The organism is Pseudomonas coronafaciens pv. oryzae str. 1_6 (assembly GCF_000156995.2).
In the GTDB taxonomy this organism is placed as follows: Bacteria; Pseudomonadota; Gammaproteobacteria; order Pseudomonadales; family Pseudomonadaceae; genus Aquipseudomonas; species Aquipseudomonas tremae.
Genome location: NZ_CP046035.1, coordinates 4,342,394 through 4,361,871 on the forward strand (window position 1 = coordinate 4,342,394; position 19,478 = coordinate 4,361,871).

The 19,478-nt window shown below is 54.4% G+C and carries 15 protein-coding genes and 1 tRNA gene; all 16 read left to right on the top strand.

Annotated elements, in window-relative coordinates:
- The first annotated feature begins 4 nt into the window (after positions 1-4).
- The 16 genes from lolB to POR16_RS19565 all read left to right on the top strand — a co-directional run bounded on the left by lolB (position 5) and on the right by POR16_RS19565 (position 19,470).
- Positions 5-622 (top strand): lipoprotein insertase outer membrane protein LolB, encoded by a 618-nt coding sequence (gene lolB, locus POR16_RS19490; RefSeq protein WP_005891143.1) that lies wholly within the window; start codon positions 5-7, stop codon positions 620-622.
- Positions 623-624: 2 nt separating this feature from the next.
- Positions 625-1,473, top strand: a complete 849-nt coding sequence (gene ispE / locus POR16_RS19495; RefSeq protein WP_005891141.1) for a 4-(cytidine 5'-diphospho)-2-C-methyl-D-erythritol kinase — start codon at positions 625-627, stop codon at positions 1,471-1,473.
- Between the two features lie 37 nt (positions 1,474-1,510).
- Positions 1,511-1,585: transfer RNA gene (locus POR16_RS19500), tRNA-Gln, on the top strand.
- A gap of 45 nt (positions 1,586-1,630) precedes the next feature.
- Positions 1,631-2,572: a ribose-phosphate pyrophosphokinase gene (locus POR16_RS19505; protein WP_003317125.1), complete on the top strand. Its 942-nt coding sequence runs from the start codon at positions 1,631-1,633 to the stop codon at positions 2,570-2,572.
- Positions 2,573-2,710: 138 nt separating this feature from the next.
- A complete protein-coding gene (locus tag POR16_RS19510; RefSeq protein WP_005891139.1) occupies positions 2,711-3,325 on the top strand; it encodes a 50S ribosomal protein L25/general stress protein Ctc in 615 nt (204 codons plus the stop codon).
- Positions 3,326-3,489: 164 nt separating this feature from the next.
- Positions 3,490-4,074, top strand: coding sequence for an aminoacyl-tRNA hydrolase (gene pth, locus POR16_RS19515; protein ID WP_005891136.1), 585 nt, complete (start codon positions 3,490-3,492; stop codon positions 4,072-4,074).
- A 21-nt stretch (positions 4,075-4,095) separates the two neighbouring features.
- Complete coding sequence (gene ychF / locus POR16_RS19520) at positions 4,096-5,196, top strand: redox-regulated ATPase YchF (RefSeq protein WP_024670112.1); 1,101 nt, start codon at positions 4,096-4,098, stop codon at positions 5,194-5,196.
- Between the two features lie 284 nt (positions 5,197-5,480).
- The gene (gene rfbB, locus POR16_RS19525) at positions 5,481-6,554 is read left to right on the top strand and encodes a dTDP-glucose 4,6-dehydratase (RefSeq protein WP_005891130.1); all 1,074 of its coding nucleotides are present in this window, start codon (positions 5,481-5,483) and stop codon (positions 6,552-6,554) included.
- On the top strand, positions 6,554-7,459 hold the full coding sequence (rfbD, locus tag POR16_RS19530) for a dTDP-4-dehydrorhamnose reductase (protein ID WP_024690456.1): 906 nt from the start codon (positions 6,554-6,556) through the stop codon (positions 7,457-7,459). Before rfbB ends, rfbD begins: the two co-directional genes overlap by 1 nt.
- On the top strand, positions 7,456-8,346 hold the full coding sequence (rfbA, locus tag POR16_RS19535) for a glucose-1-phosphate thymidylyltransferase RfbA (protein ID WP_005891123.1): 891 nt from the start codon (positions 7,456-7,458) through the stop codon (positions 8,344-8,346). The genes rfbD and rfbA overlap by 4 nt, the downstream gene beginning before the upstream one ends.
- Before the next feature lie 41 nt (positions 8,347-8,387).
- Positions 8,388-9,317 carry a glycosyltransferase family 2 protein gene (locus POR16_RS19540; protein WP_005891120.1) on the top strand — a complete coding sequence of 310 codons (930 nt, stop codon included), beginning with the start codon at positions 8,388-8,390 and terminating at the stop codon, positions 9,315-9,317.
- A 669-nt stretch (positions 9,318-9,986) separates the two neighbouring features.
- On the top strand, positions 9,987-10,532 hold the full coding sequence (rfbC, locus tag POR16_RS19545) for a dTDP-4-dehydrorhamnose 3,5-epimerase (protein WP_005891114.1): 546 nt from the start codon (positions 9,987-9,989) through the stop codon (positions 10,530-10,532).
- Positions 10,532-11,359: an ABC transporter permease gene (locus tag POR16_RS19550; protein ID WP_024670109.1), complete on the top strand. Its 828-nt coding sequence runs from the start codon at positions 10,532-10,534 to the stop codon at positions 11,357-11,359. The genes rfbC and POR16_RS19550 overlap by 1 nt, the downstream gene beginning before the upstream one ends.
- A complete protein-coding gene (locus POR16_RS19555) occupies positions 11,349-12,716 on the top strand; it encodes an ABC transporter ATP-binding protein (RefSeq protein WP_005891109.1) in 1,368 nt (455 codons plus the stop codon). The genes POR16_RS19550 and POR16_RS19555 overlap by 11 nt, the downstream gene beginning before the upstream one ends.
- The gene (locus tag POR16_RS19560; RefSeq protein ID WP_042932415.1) at positions 12,709-17,532 is read left to right on the top strand and encodes a glycosyltransferase; all 4,824 of its coding nucleotides are present in this window, start codon (positions 12,709-12,711) and stop codon (positions 17,530-17,532) included. Before POR16_RS19555 ends, POR16_RS19560 begins: the two co-directional genes overlap by 8 nt.
- 60 nt (positions 17,533-17,592) lie before the next feature.
- Positions 17,593-19,470: an ArnT family glycosyltransferase gene (locus tag POR16_RS19565; RefSeq protein WP_051126724.1), complete on the top strand. Its 1,878-nt coding sequence runs from the start codon at positions 17,593-17,595 to the stop codon at positions 19,468-19,470.
- Positions 19,471-19,478 lie beyond the last annotated feature (8 nt).

Sequence of the window (19,478 nt, forward strand, 5' to 3'; positions counted from 1 at the left end):
CGTCATGTTTTTGCGCCACGTAATCGTATTCAGCCTCATTGCCCTGCTCACCGGTTGCGCCGGGCTAACCTCTCGCGAATCCGTTCAAGGCAAGGGCGACCCTGCACAATGGCGCGAACACAAACAGCAACTGACCAGCCTTGACGGCTGGCAGATCAACGGCAAGGTAGGCATCCGCGCACCAAAGGATTCCGGCAGCGGCACGCTGTTCTGGCTGCAACGCCAGGACTACTACGACATCCGCCTGTCAGGCCCGCTGGGTAGAGGTGCTGCGCGCCTGACCGGCAGGCCGGGCGCGGTAGTGCTCGAAGTGGCCAATCAGGGTCGCTATGAGGCCACTACGCCAGAAACTCTCCTGCAAGATCAACTGGGCTGGAAATTGCCGGTATCGCACCTTGTATGGTGGGTACGCGGCCTGCCCGCCCCCGACAGCAAAAGCAGCGTGACGCTGGATGGCGACAGCCGCTTGGCCAGTCTCGATCAGGATGGCTGGCAGGTGGAATACCTGAGCTACGTCGAGCAGAACGGCTACTGGCTGCCGGAACGGGTCAAGCTGCACGGCCAGGATCTCGACGTCACGCTGGTCATCAAGGACTGGCAGCCCCGCAAGCTGGGGCAATGATCATGAGCGCGCCACAACTGGTTTTGCCGGCTCCGGCAAAGCTGAACCTGATGCTGCACATCCTCGGCCGCCGCCCCGACGGCTACCATGAATTGCAAACCCTGTTTCAGTTTCTCGACTACGGCGACGAACTGGGTTTTGCAATCCGTGAAGACGGTGAAATCCGCCTGCAGACTGAGGTCCCCGGTGTTCCGCATGACAGCAATCTGATCGTCAAAGCCGCCCGCGCATTGCAACAACAGTCCGGCTGTACGCTGGGCATGGATATCTGGCTGGAAAAACGCCTGCCCATGGGCGGCGGCATCGGTGGCGGCAGTTCCGATGCAGCCACTACCCTGCTCGGCCTGAATCATTTGTGGCAACTGGGCTGGGATGAAGATCGTCTTGCCGCGCTGGGCCTGACACTGGGTGCCGACGTGCCGGTTTTTGTGCGTGGCCGCGCAGCATTTGCTGAGGGTATCGGTGAAATCCTGACCCCGGAAAACCCGGAAGAACCGTGGTATTTGGTGCTCGTGCCGCAAGTCGCTGTAAGTACAGCAGAAATTTTTTCAGATCCGTTGTTGACACGCGACACGCCGCCCATTAAAGTGCGCCCCGTTCCCAAGGGAAACAGTCGAAATGACTGTAAGGCGGTTGTAGAGAGGCGTTACCCGGAAGTACGTAACGCTTTGAATTTGTTAGGTAATTTTACCGAAGCAAAATTAACCGGAACTGGAAGTTGTGTGTTTGGGGCCTTCCCAAACAAAGCTGAAGCTGATAAAGTCTCGGCCCTTCTTACAGAGACCCTTACAGGGTTCGTAGCGAAAGGAAGTAACATCTCGATGTTGCATCGCAAGCTACAGATTCTGTAACAGGAATTGGGTGTCAAGCACTCGATTGATTCAATACAGGGGCGTCGCCAAGCGGTAAGGCAGCAGGTTTTGATCCTGCCATGCGTTGGTTCGAATCCAGCCGCCCCTGCCATTTTCTATACTCATCCAGGTTACCCTCAGCCTCTAGGTACTGCGCGTGTCCAAGATGATGGTCTTTACGGGGAATGCCAACCCCGATCTCGCTCGGCGTGTAGTACGTCAGCTGCATATCCCACTGGGTGATGTTTCTGTTGGAAAGTTTTCCGACGGTGAAATCAGCACTGAGATTAATGAAAACGTCCGCGGTAAAGACGTCTTCATCATTCAGCCGACCTGCGCACCAACGAACGATAACCTGATGGAACTCGTCGTGATGGCTGATGCCTTCCGCCGCTCCTCAGCGTCCCGAATCACTGCTGTGATTCCCTACTTTGGTTATGCCCGCCAGGACCGCCGTCCGCGTTCCGCACGTGTTGCTATCAGCGCGAAAGTCGTTGCCGATATGTTGACCGTAGTGGGAATCGACCGTGTGCTCACGGTTGATCTTCATGCTGACCAGATCCAGGGCTTCTTCGATATTCCGGTAGATAACATCTACGGCTCCCCCGTTCTGGTGGATGACATCGAAGACCAGCGCTTTGAAAACCTGATGATCGTTTCCCCGGATATCGGCGGCGTCGTGCGCGCACGTGCTGTTGCCAAATCTCTGGGTGTAGATCTCGGTATCATCGACAAACGCCGTGAGAAAGCCAATCACTCCGAAGTGATGCATATCATCGGTGATGTCGAAGGGCGTACCTGCATTCTGGTTGATGACATGGTCGATACCGCCGGCACACTGTGCCATGCGGCCAAGGCCCTGAAAGAGCATGGTGCTGCCAAGGTCTTCGCCTACTGCACACACCCTGTGCTGTCGGGCCGGGCCATCGAAAACATTGAAAATTCTGTGCTGGACGAACTGGTGGTGACTAATACCATCCCGTTGTCCGCCGCCGCTCAAGCCTGTGGCCGTATCCGCCAACTGGATATTGCACCGGTAGTCGCCGAAGCGGTTCGCCGCATCAGCAACGAAGAATCGATCAGCGCAATGTTCCGCTAAGGGGTTTCCCTTAGCCTGCACTTTGCTGACGAAAAGCGCCCCGCCCTGACATCCGGTCAGGGCGGGGCTTTTTTGCCCATACCGCCCGAGCGCTGGTCGCAAACGCGACGGTGGATGTGGTTAATTTGGAGATACAACATGAACGAATTTACCCTGAATGCAGAACAGCGTTCCGACCTGGGGAAAGGTGCGAGCCGCCGCCTGCGTCGTCTCGCCAGCCTGGTTCCAGCTGTCGTCTACGGTGGCGACAAAGCCCCTGAGTCCATCAGCATGCTGGCCAAGGAAGTTGCCAAGCTGCTCGAAAACGATGCGGCCTACAGCCACATCATCGAGCTGAACGTTGGTGGCAAGAAGCAAAACGTGATCATCAAGGCACTGCAACGTCACCCGGCCAAAGGCCATGTGCTGCACGCTGACTTCGTGCGCGTTATTGCTGGTCAGAAACTGACCGCAATCGTACCGATCCACTTCCTGAACGAAGAAGCTCCGGTCAAGAAAGGCGGCGAGATCTCGCACACTACCACCGAGCTGGAAGTGACCTGCCTGCCGAAAGACCTGCCTGAGTTCATCGAAGTAGATCTGGGCGCACTGGAAGTGGGTGACAACGTTCACCTGTCCGAGCTGAAAGCCCCTAAAGGCGTCGAATTCGTTGCTTTGGCACACGGTACTGACCTGGCAATCGCCAACGTCCACGCACCGCGCATCGTCAAAGACGAAGAAGAAGGCGAAGGTGAAGAAGGCGCTGCCGAGTAATTCATTACTTGGTAACGTCGGAGTTGCTCAGGAAACACCGCGAGCGATAGCAGGCAAAGCGGGCGAGATCGCGGAGTTTACATCATGGTAAATGAGCAGTTTTCGCCAGTATTGCCGCTGTCGCCAGCGGTTGAAACCACAACTCCAAAGGAAGAGCCCCTGTCGTGACCGCCATACAACTGATCGTGGGCCTGGGAAATCCAGGCGCTGAGTACGAACAGACCCGGCATAACGCAGGGGCTTTTTTTGTTGAGCGTATTGCTGCGGCGCAACGAGTCAATCTCGTTCCCGAGCGCAAATTCTTTGGCCTGACCGGGCGCTTCACGCATCAGGGTCAGGATGTTCGTCTGCTGATCCCCACCACCTACATGAACCGCAGCGGCCAGGCCGTCGCGGCACTTGCCGGTTTCTACCGCATTGCGGTCGAATCGATTCTGGTGGCGCATGACGAACTTGACCTGCCTCCGGGCGTTGCCAAACTCAAGACGGGCGGCGGCCATGGCGGTCACAACGGCCTGCGCGACATCATCGCGCAGCTCGGCAACCAGAACACATTTCATCGCTTGCGGCTTGGCATCGGCCACCCGGGCGATGCCAGCAAGGTATCCGGCTTTGTCCTGGGTCGAGCGCCACGCGCCGAACAGGAAAAACTGGACGCCAGTATCGATTTTGCCCTCGGCGTGCTGCCGGATATCCTCGCCAGTGAATGGAACCGGGCGATGAAAAACCTGCACAGCCAGAAGGCCTGACATCACTCGAGGGGAAACACCATGGGATTCAATTGCGGCATCGTCGGCCTGCCTAACGTCGGCAAGTCCACCCTGTTCAACGCGCTGACCAAATCAGGTATCGCAGCCGAGAACTTCCCCTTCTGCACCATCGAACCAAACAGCGGCATCGTACCAATGCCTGACCCGCGCCTGGCGGCCCTGGCAGCCATCGTCAACCCGAAGCGCATCCTGCCGACCACCATGGAGTTCGTCGACATCGCCGGCCTTGTGGCAGGCGCCTCGAAGGGTGAAGGCCTGGGCAACAAGTTTCTCGCCAACATCCGCGAAACCGACGCCATCGCCCACGTAGTGCGCTGCTTCGAAGACGAGAACGTGATTCACGTCTCCAACAGCGTCGACCCCAAGCGTGACATCGAGATCATCGACCTGGAACTGATCTTCGCCGACCTCGACAGCTGCGAAAAACAGCTGCAAAAGGTCACGCGCAACGCCAAGGGCGGCGACAAGGACGCAGTGGTCCAGAAAGGCCTGCTCGAGCAACTGATCGCACACTTCAGCGAAGGCAAGCCCGCCCGCAGCCTGATGAAGAGCATGAACAATGACGAGAAAGCCGTCATTCGCAGCTTCCATCTGCTGACCACCAAGCCGGTCATGTACATCGCCAACGTTGCTGAAGACGGCTTCGAGAACAACCCGCTGCTGGACGTGGTCCGCGCCATTGCCGAAGAAGAAGGCGCAATGCTGGTGCCGGTCTGCAACAAGATCGAAGCAGAAATCGCCGAGCTGGATGACGGCGAAGAGAAAGACATGTTCCTCGAAGCCCTGGGCCTCGAAGAACCCGGCCTGAACCGCGTAATTCGCGCCGGCTACGAAATGCTTCACCTGCAGACCTACTTCACCGCAGGCGTCGAAGAAGTCCGCGCCTGGACCGTCCGCGTTGGTGCTACCGCACCACAGGCCGCAGGTGTTATCCACACCGACTTTGAAAAAGGCTTCATTCGCGCTGAAGTCGTGGCTTACAACGACTTCATCCAGTTCAAGGGCGAGGCTGGCGCCAAGGAAGCAGGCAAGTGGCGCCTGGAAGGCAAGGAATACATCGTCAAGGACGGTGATGTGATGCATTTCCGGTTTAACGTCTAAACCATAGGCGGCTCTCATCCATCGCCCCAAAGGCCCCGTTAAGCGGGGCTTTTGCGTTTCTATGGGTCGGTGCGCAGCAGCCCGCAGTACTATTTCAGACCCCCTCGAATTATTTGCTGGGGATGTCTATTTTTCTATGTAAAATATCGTCCTTTAATCGTCGCTTATCCACGTCATTTTAAACATTCGTGTTTGACGCAAGCAGATGTCAAAGACGGCGACTGATCAGCGATTGTTTCCACGGACCGGGCAGAGCCTTGTCACAACCCAAGGTAGATACTCTTTTGAAGATCTTAGTAACAGGCGGTGCAGGCTTCATCGGTTCGGCGGTCATTCGGCACATCATTGCCAATACAACGGACTCCGTCGTCAACGTCGACAAGCTTACCTATGCGGGCAATCTTGAATCACTCCAGTCCGCGGATCAAAGCGAGCGCTATGCGTTTGAGCACGTCGATATCTGCAACCGCGAAGACCTCGATCGGGTCTTCAAAGAGCATCAGCCTGATGCCGTCATGCACCTGGCAGCCGAATCCCACGTAGACCGCTCCATCACCGGCCCGTCGGAGTTCATCCAGACCAACATCATCGGCACCTATGTGTTGCTTGAAGCTGCACGCGGCTACTGGAGCCAGCTGGATGAAGCGCGCAAGGCCAACTTCCGTTTCCATCATATTTCGACCGACGAAGTGTATGGCGATCTGGAAGGCCCGGAAGACCTCTTCACTGAAACCACCCCTTACCAGCCAAGCTCGCCCTACTCCGCCAGCAAGGCCAGTTCCGACCACCTGGTACGTGCCTGGAGCCGTACCTACGGCCTGCCGACCCTGGTCACCAATTGCTCCAACAATTACGGCCCGTGCCACTTCCCCGAGAAGTTGATCCCGCTGATCATCCTCAACGCGCTGGAAGGCAAGCCGCTGCCTATTTACGGTAAAGGCGATCAGGTTCGTGACTGGCTGTACGTCGAAGACCACGCTCGCGCGCTTTACAAGGTCGTGACTGAAGGCGAGATCGGCGAAACCTATAACATCGGCGGTCACAACGAGAAGCAGAACATCGAAGTGGTCAACACTGTCTGCGCCCTGCTCGACCAGATGCGCCCGGATTCGGCTCATCGTCCGCATGCCAGCCTGATCACTTATGTTCAGGACCGTCCTGGCCACGACCTGCGCTACGCAATCGACGCCAGCAAGATCCAGCGCGAACTGGGCTGGGTACCGGAAGAGAGCTTCGAGTCGGGAATTCGCAAGACCGTGCAGTGGTACCTCGACAATCCTGAGTGGGTTGCCCACGTCAAGAGCGGCAGCTACCAGCAATGGATCGACAAAAACTACACAGCACGCGCCGATAAATGATGAAAATTCTTCTGCTGGGAAAAAACGGCCAGGTCGGTTGGGAGCTGCAACGCTCTCTGGCGGTACTGGGCGAGGTCGTGGCGCTTGATCGCCACACCGTCTCTACAGACTATGGCGACCTTTCCGGTGACCTCTCCAACCTCGAAGGTTTGCGCGACACGATTCGCCGCGTTCAACCTCAAGTCATCGTCAACGCCGCGGCCTACACTGCCGTCGACAAGGCAGAGACCGAGCAGGAACTCGCGCATACAGTCAACGCTCTGGCAAGCCAGGTTCTGGCAGAAGAGGCCCACACGCTAGACGCCCTGTTGGTTCATTACTCGACGGACTACGTGTTCGACGGTACCGGGACCACTGCGTGGAAAGAAAGCGACGCTGTGTCTGCGGTCAACTATTACGGCGCGACCAAGCTTGAGGGCGAACGACTCATTGTTGCCTCAGGCTGCAAGCACCTGATCTTCCGCACCAGCTGGGTTTACGCGGCACGCGGCAACAACTTCGCCAAGACCATGCTGCGACTTGCAAAAGACCGCCCAACGCTGAATGTGATCGCCGATCAGATTGGCGCACCTACAGGCGCAGAGTTGCTGGCCGATATAGCCACGGCGGCGCTGCAGCAAGCGCTTGCAAGGCCGGAACTCTGTGGCATATACCACTTGGCGCCTGCCGGCGAAGTGTCATGGCATGCCTACGCGCAGTACGTGATTGATTATGCACGCGCCAATGGGGAACCTCTGGCGGTAGAAACGATCAACCCGATCGGCACAGCCGAGTATCCGACACCTGCGCAACGTCCTCTGAATTCGCGTTTGAACACAGAAAAGCTGCGCCACAATTTTTCTCTGCACCTGCCTGACTGGCAAAGTGGTGTAGCCCGAATGCTCATGGAAACTCTGAATAAATGACCACCATCAATCGTAAAGGCATCATCCTGGCCGGCGGCTCGGGCACTCGTCTGCACCCGCTCACCCTTGGCGTATCCAAGCAGATGCTGCCGATCTACGACAAGCCGATGATTTTCTACCCTCTGTCAGTGCTGATGCTGGCAGGCATGCGCGAAGTGCTGATCATCTCCACGCCAGAAGACTTGCCAAGTTTCCGCAAGCTGCTGGGCGATGGCAGCCAATATGGCATTCAGCTCACTTACGCAGAGCAACCTACGCCTGACGGCCTGGCGCAAGCCTTCATCATCGGCGAAGAGTTCATCGGCGAAGACCCTTGCTGCCTGATCCTGGGCGACAACATCTTTTACGGTCAGCACTTCTCCGACAACCTGCGCTCTGCCAGCCAGCAGACCAGTGGTGCTACCGTTTTCGGTTACCACGTTTCCGACCCGGAGCGCTTTGGTGTTGTCGAGTTCGACGACACAGGTCGCGCCTTGAGCATCGAAGAGAAGCCTTCAGAGCCGAAGTCGAGCTACGCAGTCACCGGCCTGTACTTCTACGACAATCAGGTTGTTGAAATCGCGAAGAGCATCAAGCCTTCCGAACGTGGCGAGCTGGAAATCACCGACGTGAACCGCGCCTACCTTGAGCAGAAGAGCCTGACCGTAGAGATCCTGGGGCGCGGCTTTGCATGGCTCGACACCGGCACGCACGAGTCGCTGCTGGAAGCGAGCCATTTTGTGCACACCATCGAGCAACGTCAGGGCTGGAAAGTCGCTTGCCTGGAAGAAATTGCTTACACCAATGGCTGGATCACTGCCGCTCAATTGGGTGAACAAGCCCAGAAACTGAAGAAAACCGGTTACGGGCAGTATCTGCAGAAGTTGCTCGACTTGGGCTCGTTCTAAGACTGCCGACCTCTATTCCATACCGCAGGGCTGCGAACAGTATGTCGTCTGTTACTCCAAAGGTCGCCGTGCTGTTGGCAGCCTACAACGGCAGGTCATGGATAGAGGCGCAACTTGAATCCATTCTGATGCAGACACATGTCTGCGTCAGCGTGTTCATCAGTGTCGATACCTCTACGGACGGCACTGAAGCGTGGTGTGCCGGCTATGCGCAGCGCCATGCAAACATCACCCTGCTGCCGCTTGCCGCACGATTCGGCGGAGCGTCGCGCAATTTCTTTCGCCTGATTCGGGATGTGAACTTCTCTTCGTTCGATTACGTGGCGTTTTCCGATCAGGACGATATCTGGTACCCAGACAAGCTTGAGCGCGCCGTATCGGCCCTGAAGCCCGGCAACCATCACGCCTACTCCAGCAATGTCATCGCCTTCTGGCCGAATGGGCAACGCCTATTATTGGACAAGGCCCAGCCTCAAGTTCGATGGGACCATCTTTTTGAAGCGGCAGGCCCCGGCTGCACCTATGTTTTGAGCCGCCCTCTTGCGGATGCCTTCAAGGCGTCGCTTATTGCGCAGTGGGACGCGGCACAGGCTGTCAGTTTGCATGACTGGTACTGCTACGCATTTGCTCGCAGCCAAGGCTACCACTGGCTTATCGATCCGGTTCCCGGCATGGACTACCGTCAACATGCCAATAACCAGGTTGGCGCCAACACCGGGCTGGCTTCACTGCTCACTCGCCTGAAAAAGATTGCTGACGGCTGGTGGGCCGGACAGGTGCTGTTGATCAGCCAGTTGACCGGGGGCAACGAAGCGCTGCCCACGGGGAAGACGGCTGGCACACGATGGCTATTTCTTCGCCTCGCGTTCAAGGCACGAGAGTGCCGCAGAAGGCCCCGAGACAAGCTTTTTTTCATAATTGCCTGCCTGGCAGCTACGCTGAACAAACCTGAACAGCCCGATAATCGCTAGATTGCAAATCCGGCTCATCCACAGCTGTATATTTCCCTGCCCACCTGCGAAGTGCCTTTCGCAAGCTTTTGAAAAAGCAGCATTTAAGTATCTTTGCATGAGAGCAAAGGTTGCCAGACATCACTTATGGCCGGGCATCGGACAGCACACCGCAGACGCTTAATTTCACGGCCGCTGAATGTTCTCAAGCGGCCGCTTATGTTAATGTGCAGACCTTTGTTTTCGGTATCAGAAGCTCAATGAAACCGGTAGCCAGAACGGAACCAGAGTCGAAAGGCAGGGTCATTTGTACCGCCCAGCCAGGGACGACAGGCCCAAGTTGCCCTTACAGCAATGAGTTCACATACCGGATACGCTTTATTTAGTAAAACCGTCCTGCAATGAAGACCTCGTGTTACTCATCGTCGGAACCTACGTCGGAAAATTACAAATAGACGATGCATGCTCCGCGCCCCTCAGCGACGACAGAACCATCCCCTTATCCAGCGCGAAGACTTCCCGCCCAGGCGGCCAGTCTGTGCCGCACACGATGCCAATGAGCTTCGATACCGTAAACCGCCTTTTACTGGCGCAATCACATTCCCTGGCGCAGGCGCTTTTCTACGCGCGCCCGCCCCAACCAAGGTTGCATGAGCAGACCTTGATGAGCATTTCGGAGATACGTTACCTATGAATGCAACACGCCTCGCCATTCCAGACGTCATCGTGTTCGAGCCCAAAACATTCGGCGACGAACGCGGCTTTTTCTTTGAAAGCTTCAACCAGAAGGCATTCGAAGAGGTCGTGGGTCGGCCTGTGAAGTTCGTTCAGGACAACCACTCTCGTTCAGTAAAAGGTGTACTGAGGGGCCTGCATTATCAAATTCAACAGCCCCAGGGCAAGCTTGTACGCGTAACCGTAGGCGAGGTGTTTGACGTCGCCGTCGACCTGCGCAAGAGCTCCCCGACCTTCGGCAAATGGGTGGGCCTGCATCTCACCGCCGAAAACAAAAAACAGTTGTGGATCCCGGAAGGCTTTGCTCACGGCTTTGTCGTGCTGTCCGAAAGCGCCGAGTTCTTGTACAAGACCACTGACTACTGGGCGCCTGAGCATGAGCGCAGCCTGGTGTGGAACGACGCAAGCGTAGGCATCGAATGGCCATTCAGCGAAGCTCCCTCCCTCTCCGCAAAGGACCAGAAAGCCGTCGCCTTCGAAGACGCTGAGGTATTCGCGTAATGAATCCTCACCAAACACCCTCGGCGGGACCTCTACGCCTAGTCAGCAGCCTGTGGACAAACAGGTCATTGATCTCGCAAATGACCAAGCGTGAAGTCATTGGCCGCTATCGTGGTTCGGTGATGGGCCTGGCCTGGTCATTCTTCAATCCGGTCTTGATGCTGGCGGTTTATACCTTCGTTTTTTCCGAAATTTTCAGCGCACGCTGGGTCGGCGTAGACACTGGCAAAGGCGGCTTTGCCATTCTTCTGTTCGTCGGCATGATCGTGCACGGCCTGTTCGCAGAATGTGCCAACAGGGCTCCGTCTCTGGTCATGAGCAACAGCAATTACGTCAAGAAAGTGGTTTTCCCGCTGGAGATCCTGCCAGTCATTACCTTGGGCTCGGCACTCTTCCACAGTTGCATCAGCCTGATCGTGCTTGTGATCGCGCAATTGTTGATATCGCACACGCTCTACTGGACCGCACTGCTGTTCCCGTTGATTCTGGTGCCACTTATTCTTGGCACTTTGGGCATCAGCTGGTTTCTCGCCTCGCTGGGTGTATACCTGCGCGATGTCGGCCACGTGATCACCGTGCTGACTACCGTTCTGTTGTTCCTGTCGCCTGTTCTTTATCCTGTAGCTGCGCTCCCTGAAGTGTATCGCCCGTGGCTGCAGATGAACCCGCTGACCTACATTATTGAAGAAAGCCGGAGCGTACTGCTGTTCGGCAACCTCCCCCATTGGGACAGCCTGGGCATCGCAATTGCCGTCGGTGCGGTAATTGCTGTCATCGGGTTCTGGTTCTTCCAAAAGACACGTAAAGGATTCGCTGATGTCATCTGATCAACCGGTTATCAGCGTACAAAACGTATCGAAGTGTTTTTACACCTACGACAAACCCCACGACCGCCTGAAGCAAGCGCTTGTACCGAGACTTCAGCGCTGGTCAGGGCAGGCAGCAACCACGACCTACGGCAAGGAGTTCTGGGCGCTACGCGACGTCAGCTTCAATGTTGGTAAAGGCGAAACGGTTGGCATCGTCGGTCGAAACGGCTCGGGCAAGTCCACCTTGCTGCAGATCATCTGCGGCACTCTGAGCCCTACCATCGGCGAAATACAGACCCGTGGCCGAGTAGCGGCGTTGCTGGAGCTTGGCTCGGGGTTCAATCCAGAGTTCACTGGCCGCGAGAACGTGTACCTGAACGCCGCAGTATTAGGCCTGACGCGTGACGAAGTGGACGAACGCTTTGACGCGATCGCAGGGTTTGCCGACATCGGCGAGTTCCTTGATCAGCCGGTCAAGTCGTACTCGAGCGGCATGGCCGTACGCCTGGCATTTGCGGTTCAAGCTCAGGTCGATCCGGAAATTCTCGTCGTGGATGAAGCTCTTTCCGTGGGCGATGCCCGTTTTCAGGCCAAATGCTTCGAGCGCCTGAGACAGCTGAAAGAAAACGGCACCAGTATTCTCTTGGTTACTCACTCCAGCGAGCAGGTCGTTACTCACTGTAATCGCGCGATTTTGCTTGAAAAGAGCAGGATCGAGATGATTGGCGAATCGCGTCCTGTTATCAATCGTTATACCGATCTTCTGTTTGGGCGTGACAAGAGCCCGATTACCGACAAAAGCCTGGACCTTGCCGAAGCCGAGCGTGTAGAAGCCGCGCCGGTCGAAGCCGACAAGATAGCGCTACGCTTCGACGAAGATGTGTACGCCAGCAGGCCAGGCTACAACCCTCATGAATACCGCTGGGGGGACGGTGCTGCAACACTGCTCGACTTCCATATGAGCGCTTCGGGACGGGAGTTCCCCAACAGTGTCGAGTCGGGTGAAGACATCGTTCTTGATCTGGCACTGAGGTTTAACAGCACGGTGGTCAACCCGATTATCGGTTTTACGATCAAGACCAAAGAAGGCGTGACCGTTTACGGCACCAACTCCTATATGCAGGACTGCGAGGGCACCGCGCTGATCGGCAATGCCGGCAAACAGGCCAAGGCTCGCGTGAAATTCAAAAACGCACTGGCAACCGGTGATTACTTCATTTCCATAGGCATTGCCTCCCGGCAAAGCGAAGACATAGTGCCCCACGACCGACGCTATGATTCGATACATTTCGTCGTAGAACCTACTCCGAAGCTACTGGGCTTGATAGACCTGGGTGCCTCCATGGACATAGAACCGGTAATTGCTGATGTTTGAACTGGATAAATACGGCTATAGCCTTGATGCAAGCACTGGGGTTTGGGTGCGTTCCGATTATCAAGGCATCGCGTACAGCGACGGCGATAATTCTGAAACCGAGCTGGCCAGTATCGTACGTGACGCGAAGGATGTATCAGTACTGTCCAGTGAACTGCCACAGTACTGCACTGACTGGCCCAAGCTTTATCACCTGACCTCCAGCCGTGGAAATATCTTCCGGCCGTTCGAGAGTCTCATCAAAGGAAAATCAATCCTTGAGATAGGCGCAGGATGCGGCGCAATAAGCCGTTACCTGGGTGAAGCAGACGCTACGGTCCTGTCCTTGGAAGGCAGCCCACGACGCGCAGCAATTGCCGCAAGCAGAACGAGAGACCTGGATAACGTCACCGTACTCGCTGAAAGGTTTGACGATTTTAAAGTCGACCAACAGTTCGATGTAGTGACACTGATCGGAGTTCTTGAATACGCCAGTATGTTCAGCGCAGATGCTGACCCGGCTTTCGGCATGCTGAATCGCGTTCGCAAACTGTTGAAACCTGACGGCCACCTGTTCATCGCCATCGAAAATCAGCTGGGCCTCAAATATTTTGCAGGCGCACCAGAAGACCATGTCGGCGTTGCGATGTATGGCATCGAGGGACGATATATAGATCGGCAGCCGAAAACATTTGGTCGAAAAGAGCTGCAAGCGCTGATTGCTCGCGCAGGGTTCAAGGCGTCGGATTTTCTATCCCCCTACCCCGACTACAAAATTCCGAACTCGATCATCACTGAAAGCGGTTTTAAGTCGCATGACTTCGACGCGGCTGCGCTCGCTTCCCAGAACACTCGAAAAGATCCACAACTGCCTGCAAACACCACATTCAACCTGGAAAGAGCGTGGCCCGTTGTCATTGATAACCACTTGGGCATGGACCTCGCCAACTCTTTCCTGGTAGTTGCCTCCTGCCAGCCAGAACAGGTGGTACCGACCGATATCCTGGCGTACCACTACAGCACAGGCCGTAATGCCGAATATTGCAAAGCGACCGTGTTCGTCGAAACGCCTGAAGGCATCGAGGTTCGCTACCACCGCCTTAGTGACAACCCCGTACCGGAAAGTCTTGGTGATGCGCACAAGTTCATTCTTCCCGACGCGCATGGTTACGCCAAAGGTTCGCTGCTGAGCCTGAAATTCTACGAGGCCGCATCAACTCACAACTGGAACGTGGCCACCTTCACACCGTTTCTATCACTGTATGTAAACAGCCTCAAACAGCTGCTTGCATCAGAGGGCCATGATCTTGCACTTGATCATGTAGACGAGCGTCTGCCAGGTCACTATATCGATGCCGTTGCGCAGAACATCATCCTTGACAGCGAAGGCCAGCCGCACCTGATCGACATCGAATGGGAAATGGTCGAAGGTGTGGAGCTGGGGCATTTGCTGATGCGTGGTTTGCTGCTGCTGATTGCCAGCGCAGTACCTTTCCATCCAACTGCAACTATGATCAGCAGGCGCGACTTCATTATCCAGTTGATGGCCAGCGTCGGCCTGACAGTGACGGATGAAGAGCTCAATCGCTTTGCTGTACTCGAAGCCATGTTCCAGGAAAAAGTCACTGGTCGTGAGGCTGCCAGCTTTCTGAACTGGGCACCCGATGCCACCATTCAGAAGACGGGTTCGCAGTTAAACGAGGCGCCTAAGCTGGCAACGCTTTATCTGGGCGATGCTGAAGGAGGATTCGCTGAAGACCGGACAAAAACCCAGCGTGTTCACGACGGTTTTCAGACGGTTATTTTTGAAGTTCCCGCTTCAGCCCGATGCGCCTCTTTACGTTTCGACCCCACCAACTTGAGGCAGTCATTTTCGATCAGCGCCATCAAGGTTTACAGTTCGAACGCGAAGTTATGGGCGTGGTACGACAATACGGATGCTCAACTGGCTTCCGCAGGCGTCACAGCATTCTCCAGCGATGCCAACGGCACGTTGTTCATGGCACTCAACGATGATCCGCACGTGATGTTGCCTGCCGATCTGAATTCGCTGATTACGGGTAAGTCATTCAAAGTCCAGATCTCGTTCACCCTGCTCACTGAAGGTCAGGTCGCTGAACGACTGCTTCAACAAGAAGAAGAGCTCAAACAGGCACTTGAAACCACCTCGGACCTGAGCCTTAAAGAGCACTCTGCACTTGAGGCTGTCGAAGCGGCAAATCTGGCGGAGCAAGAGAACCACCGCCTCGCCTTGGCCAATATAGAAATTGAAAACCTGTCCGTTCAGGAAAGCCATCGCCTGGCGTTGAATGAGCTGGAAGCTGCCAATGCAGCGCTTCAGGAAAGCCACCGCCTGGCGTTGAGTGAGCTGGAAGCTGCGAATGCAACGCTTCAGGAAAGCCATCGTCAGGTGCTGGCAGACCTTGAAGCCCAAAAACTGGCCATGCAAGAAATCCACCGGCAAGAGCGGGAGGAGCTTGAAGCTCAAAACCTCGCCATTCTGGAAAGCAATCGGCTCAAGTTGATGGAAGCCGAAAGCGAGCATCTGGCGGCTCTGGAAACCCACCGTGCAGCACTGATGGGGCTTAAAACCGAAAATCTTGCCTTGCAAGAGAGCCATCATCTCAGGCTGAAGGAGTTCGAAGCCGAGCACCTGTCTTTACAAGAGAACCACCACACCACGTTGGCGGATCTTGAAACTAAAAATCTGGCCTTGAAAGAAAGTCATCACCTCGCATTGACGAGTATCGAGACCGAAACGCTGAATCTGAAGCAACATCAGCGTCGAGTACTGGATGGCCTTGAAAGCAAAAACCTGATGCTGCTGGAAAATCATCGCCTTGAGCTGGAAGGCAGAGATACTCATATTCATAATCTGAACCTGAATATCATCTCGATGCAGTCCTCTTACAGCTGGAAGGTAACAGCGCCGCTCAGGAAAGTGACGAGGTCTTTCTTTAGAGCAAAGAGCATCCTCACTTCGCTGCCTATGATTATTCGACGCGGCGGTGGTGTGTCAGGCACAGCAAAGAAAGCATATCGAGTTTGGCGAGCGAGAGGTATTGCTGGCGTCATTGCTCAAGCGCGGTGGGCCAAAACCAGCACAGTGCAGGCAATGCCCGGAAACAGGAATGACTATGCTTTATGGGTGCAGCAATACGACACTCTCGACGATGTAAAAATAAACCGCATCAACGATGACATAGCTCATTGGGGTGAGGGTCCGGTCATTTCCATCATCATGCCAGTCTACAACCCTCCTCTGGATTTACTGCGCGAAGCGGTAGAGAGCGTTCGTGCCCAACTCTACCCACAGTGGGAGCTTTGCCTTGCGGACGACGCATCGACTTATCCGGAGGTTATTGAATACCTGAAATCGTTGAGCGCTCTGGATGACAGGATCAAAGTCGTTTTTCGTGAGGACAATGGGCATATTTCAGCGGCCAGCAACTCGGCGCTTGAAATCGCCACGGGCGAATTTGTCGCACTGATGGATAACGATGATTTGCTGCCCCGACATGCGCTCTACTGGATTGCTAAAACGATTCGTGAAAACCCTGATGCCGGCCTTATCTACTCCGATGAAGACAAGATCAGTACGGACGGCAAGCGCAGTTCGCCCTACTTCAAGTCAGACTGGAACGAGTTCCTGTTCCGCTCGCAGAATATGGTTTGCCACCTCGGCGCCTATCGCAGAGACCTTGTCAACGAAGTCGGACAATTCCGAACGGGTTTTGAGGGCGCTCAGGACTATGACCTGGCACTGCGGTGCGTAGAAAAGCTTGAACGGAACCAGATTATTCATATCCCTCGTGTGCTCTACCATTGGCGCATACACGCCGGCAGCACTGCGATGGCAGGTGATGAAAAACCTTACGCGGCGCTGGCTGGGGTCAAGGCACTGGATGAACACCTGGAGCGCAAAGGCGGCGTCGGAATCGCCGAGCTGTCTTCTTCGAGTATGTATCGTGTTCATTACGCATTGCCAGCGTCGCCGCCACTGGTGAGCCTGATAATTCCCACCCGGAATGCCCATGCCCTTGTCAAACAGTGCATCGACAGCATCAAGCAACTGACGACGTATACTCATTATGAAATCATCCTGATAGACAACGGCTCCGACGAACCGGAATCGCTCGAGTATTTTGCTCAGCTCGATCAGGAAGAGAACATTCGCGTCATGCGTGATGAAGGCCCATTCAATTACTCAGCGCTCAATAACGCGGCAGTGCGTATAGCGAACGGCGAACTGATCGGGCTTATCAATAACGATATCGAGGTCATCACCCCTGAATGGTTGAGTGAAATGGTCTCGATAGCCCTACAGCCCAACGTCGGAGCCGTAGGAGCACGCCTGTGGTATCCGGATGATCGGCTGCAGCATGGTGGTGTCATCACTGGCTTGGGCGGCGTTGCGGGGCACTCCCATAAATACCTGCCCAAAGGCGCACCTGGTTATTTTTGCAGAGCAGAGTTGATCCAGGAGTTTTCCGCAGTAACTGCCGCCTGTTTGATTATCAAAAAATCCACGTTCGACCAGGTCGGAGGATTGGAGGAGGAGCACTTGAAAATCGCCTTCAACGATGTGGACTTCTGCCTCAAAGTCAGAGAGGCAGGCTACGTGAACGTATGGACGCCATTTGCGGAACTCTACCACCATGAATCTGCGACCCGTGGCCTGGAAGATACCCCGCAAAAGCAAGAGCGCTTCGCCAAGGAAATCGAATACATCAAGTCACGCTGGCCTGATATTCAAGCTGACTATGCCTACAGTCCGAACCTGACATTGAGCCACGAGGATTTTAGTATGGCCTGGCCTCCGAGGATTAGCAGTTGAGTAACGTTATTTGCAAAGTAAATCCTCAAACAAGGAAAACTGAAAGCCTAGGAGCTTTGCGTGCCTGAGAATACTATTCATAACAGCATTACGAAAACCTCAAAGCCCCGCTACCAATTGTTGTTAGCTGCCGTGTACATTATCGTCCTAATCTTATGGTCGGTAGGCATCTCGTTCCATGGAGGACCTGATGAATCAACACACTTTTTTTTGCTAGAATACCTCAAAACATTTCATGAACTGCCTAATGCTGCGGAGCCACTACAGCCATTTACCGGCAGCCTTTCCGGCTATACATGGCACCCCGGAGAGTTTTGGTATCATGGGTTACCCTTTCCCCATGTAATAGGTGCCATGATCAGTTCATACGGTCTAAGTTGGTTACTACCGGATGATTTGGCATACCTATCAGCCCGAAGCTTTAACTGGATACTCGGCGCTGTTTTTATTTGTGCACTTTATAGAATAGCTTGCAGAGCAGGCATGACAGAAAAGAGCGCTGCTTTTAGCGCGCTTATTATATCCCTTATCCCCCAAGTATCTTTTGTATTCTCCTACTTCAACAGCGATGCGTACGGACTTGCTAGTATCGCACTGCTTTTAAGTAGCCTCCTAGGCTATATAAAATCGCCCACGAAGTACACCGCAATCTGTTTCGGTGCTGCACTTGGCTTGATGTTTCTTGCAAAACTTTATTTTCTTCCTGCACTTGTCTTTGCTGGCAGCATGCTGATTGCTTATCGATATGCAGGAGAAAGAAAAGTTACCCAACTCTTCCCGTTGGCGCTCGTAGTGGGCCTGCTTATCTCAGCCCCCATGCTTATAATTACTTATCTTAAATACGGTGAAATTACCGGAATTACCGGACAACTGGACTTTGTAGCAATGCACAAGTCTAATCCGGCGCAGGGGTTTGGCACTTGCTATATTAAATGCCCTGGGCATTTAATCGACATGACTACAGTCCTGCCATGGCTGAGCTTAGCCACGAAAAGTTATTTTTCGGTTACAGGCTGGATGAATGTATACATCCCCGACTCTTATTATATGGGAGCAGCATTACTTCTTATATTAATTACACTGACTGCTATAGTCCAGACGGCACGAGCCTGCGCACTGCCAGACAAGAAAAAATTAATATTAGAAAACCTACTTCCTTTAATCATGATTCTTGGTTTATTTCCATCAATTATAATTCTTAGCCTAGTTGCCTCTCAGAATAGTTTACCTCAGCCGCAAGGTCGATACCTCTTTGTCACCATACCATTCCTCGCTCTCATTATTTCAATTGCAACTACCACACATGCGAATCATCAGACATCCGCGTCGCTAGCACGTATCGCGAAATCTCGTCATTTCCACATGAAGTGGTTATTCATGGTCACTATATGGATGGCTTGGACCAATATGGTTGCTTGGAGCGCAAACACTTTAAGTCAGCCTAATCTTCAAAAGTCGGCCATCGGAAGACCTTTGTCTGAAGCGGTGCAAGAGACAAGCGGTCCAATCAACGCAGCTGGCGCATTCCCTACCGCAGCTCAGTTGTCTAAGCGACTCTCAATAGAGAGCGGTGAGTTCTCTCTAAAGGCCCCTGTGTCACAGGATCTTCCAAGGGGCAACATTGACGTGATGCGGCAAACCTCAGACGGTTTGTACATAAGAGGCTGGAGTTATATTGAACCCGGTGATGGAGTACCTCTTTACGTGATTGCTGTCGAAGAAGGTAAAATTGTAGGGGCTTTGAACATCGATGGAAAAAGGCAGGACGTTGCAGCGGCCATCGGGGATAAATCAGCACTCCGCACAGGCTATGAAGGCACCTTCCTGTCGGTATCTCCCGCCGACAAGTGCAATCTGAAGCTATACACTGTCAGTTCTTCATTTCAAATTTTCGCAATGCCTGATGTATGCGAGTTCATCAGCCGTTCGTCTCACTGATCATGGAA

Coding starts and splice junctions, on each gene's coding strand:
- rfbA (WP_005891123.1), top strand. CDS start 7,456: ATGACCACCATCAATCGTAAAGGCATCATCCTGGCCGGCGGCTCGGGC.
- POR16_RS19540 (WP_005891120.1), top strand. CDS start 8,388: ATGTCGTCTGTTACTCCAAAGGTCGCCGTGCTGTTGGCAGCCTACAAC.
- ispE (WP_005891141.1), top strand. CDS start 625: ATGAGCGCGCCACAACTGGTTTTGCCGGCTCCGGCAAAGCTGAACCTG.
- POR16_RS19550 (WP_024670109.1), top strand. CDS start 10,532: ATGAATCCTCACCAAACACCCTCGGCGGGACCTCTACGCCTAGTCAGC.
- lolB (WP_005891143.1), top strand. CDS start 5: ATGTTTTTGCGCCACGTAATCGTATTCAGCCTCATTGCCCTGCTCACC.
- rfbD (WP_024690456.1), top strand. CDS start 6,554: ATGAAAATTCTTCTGCTGGGAAAAAACGGCCAGGTCGGTTGGGAGCTG.
- ychF (WP_024670112.1), top strand. CDS start 4,096: ATGGGATTCAATTGCGGCATCGTCGGCCTGCCTAACGTCGGCAAGTCC.
- rfbC (WP_005891114.1), top strand. CDS start 9,987: ATGAATGCAACACGCCTCGCCATTCCAGACGTCATCGTGTTCGAGCCC.
- POR16_RS19510 (WP_005891139.1), top strand. CDS start 2,711: ATGAACGAATTTACCCTGAATGCAGAACAGCGTTCCGACCTGGGGAAA.
- POR16_RS19560 (WP_042932415.1), top strand. CDS start 12,709: ATGTTTGAACTGGATAAATACGGCTATAGCCTTGATGCAAGCACTGGG.
- POR16_RS19555 (WP_005891109.1), top strand. CDS start 11,349: ATGTCATCTGATCAACCGGTTATCAGCGTACAAAACGTATCGAAGTGT.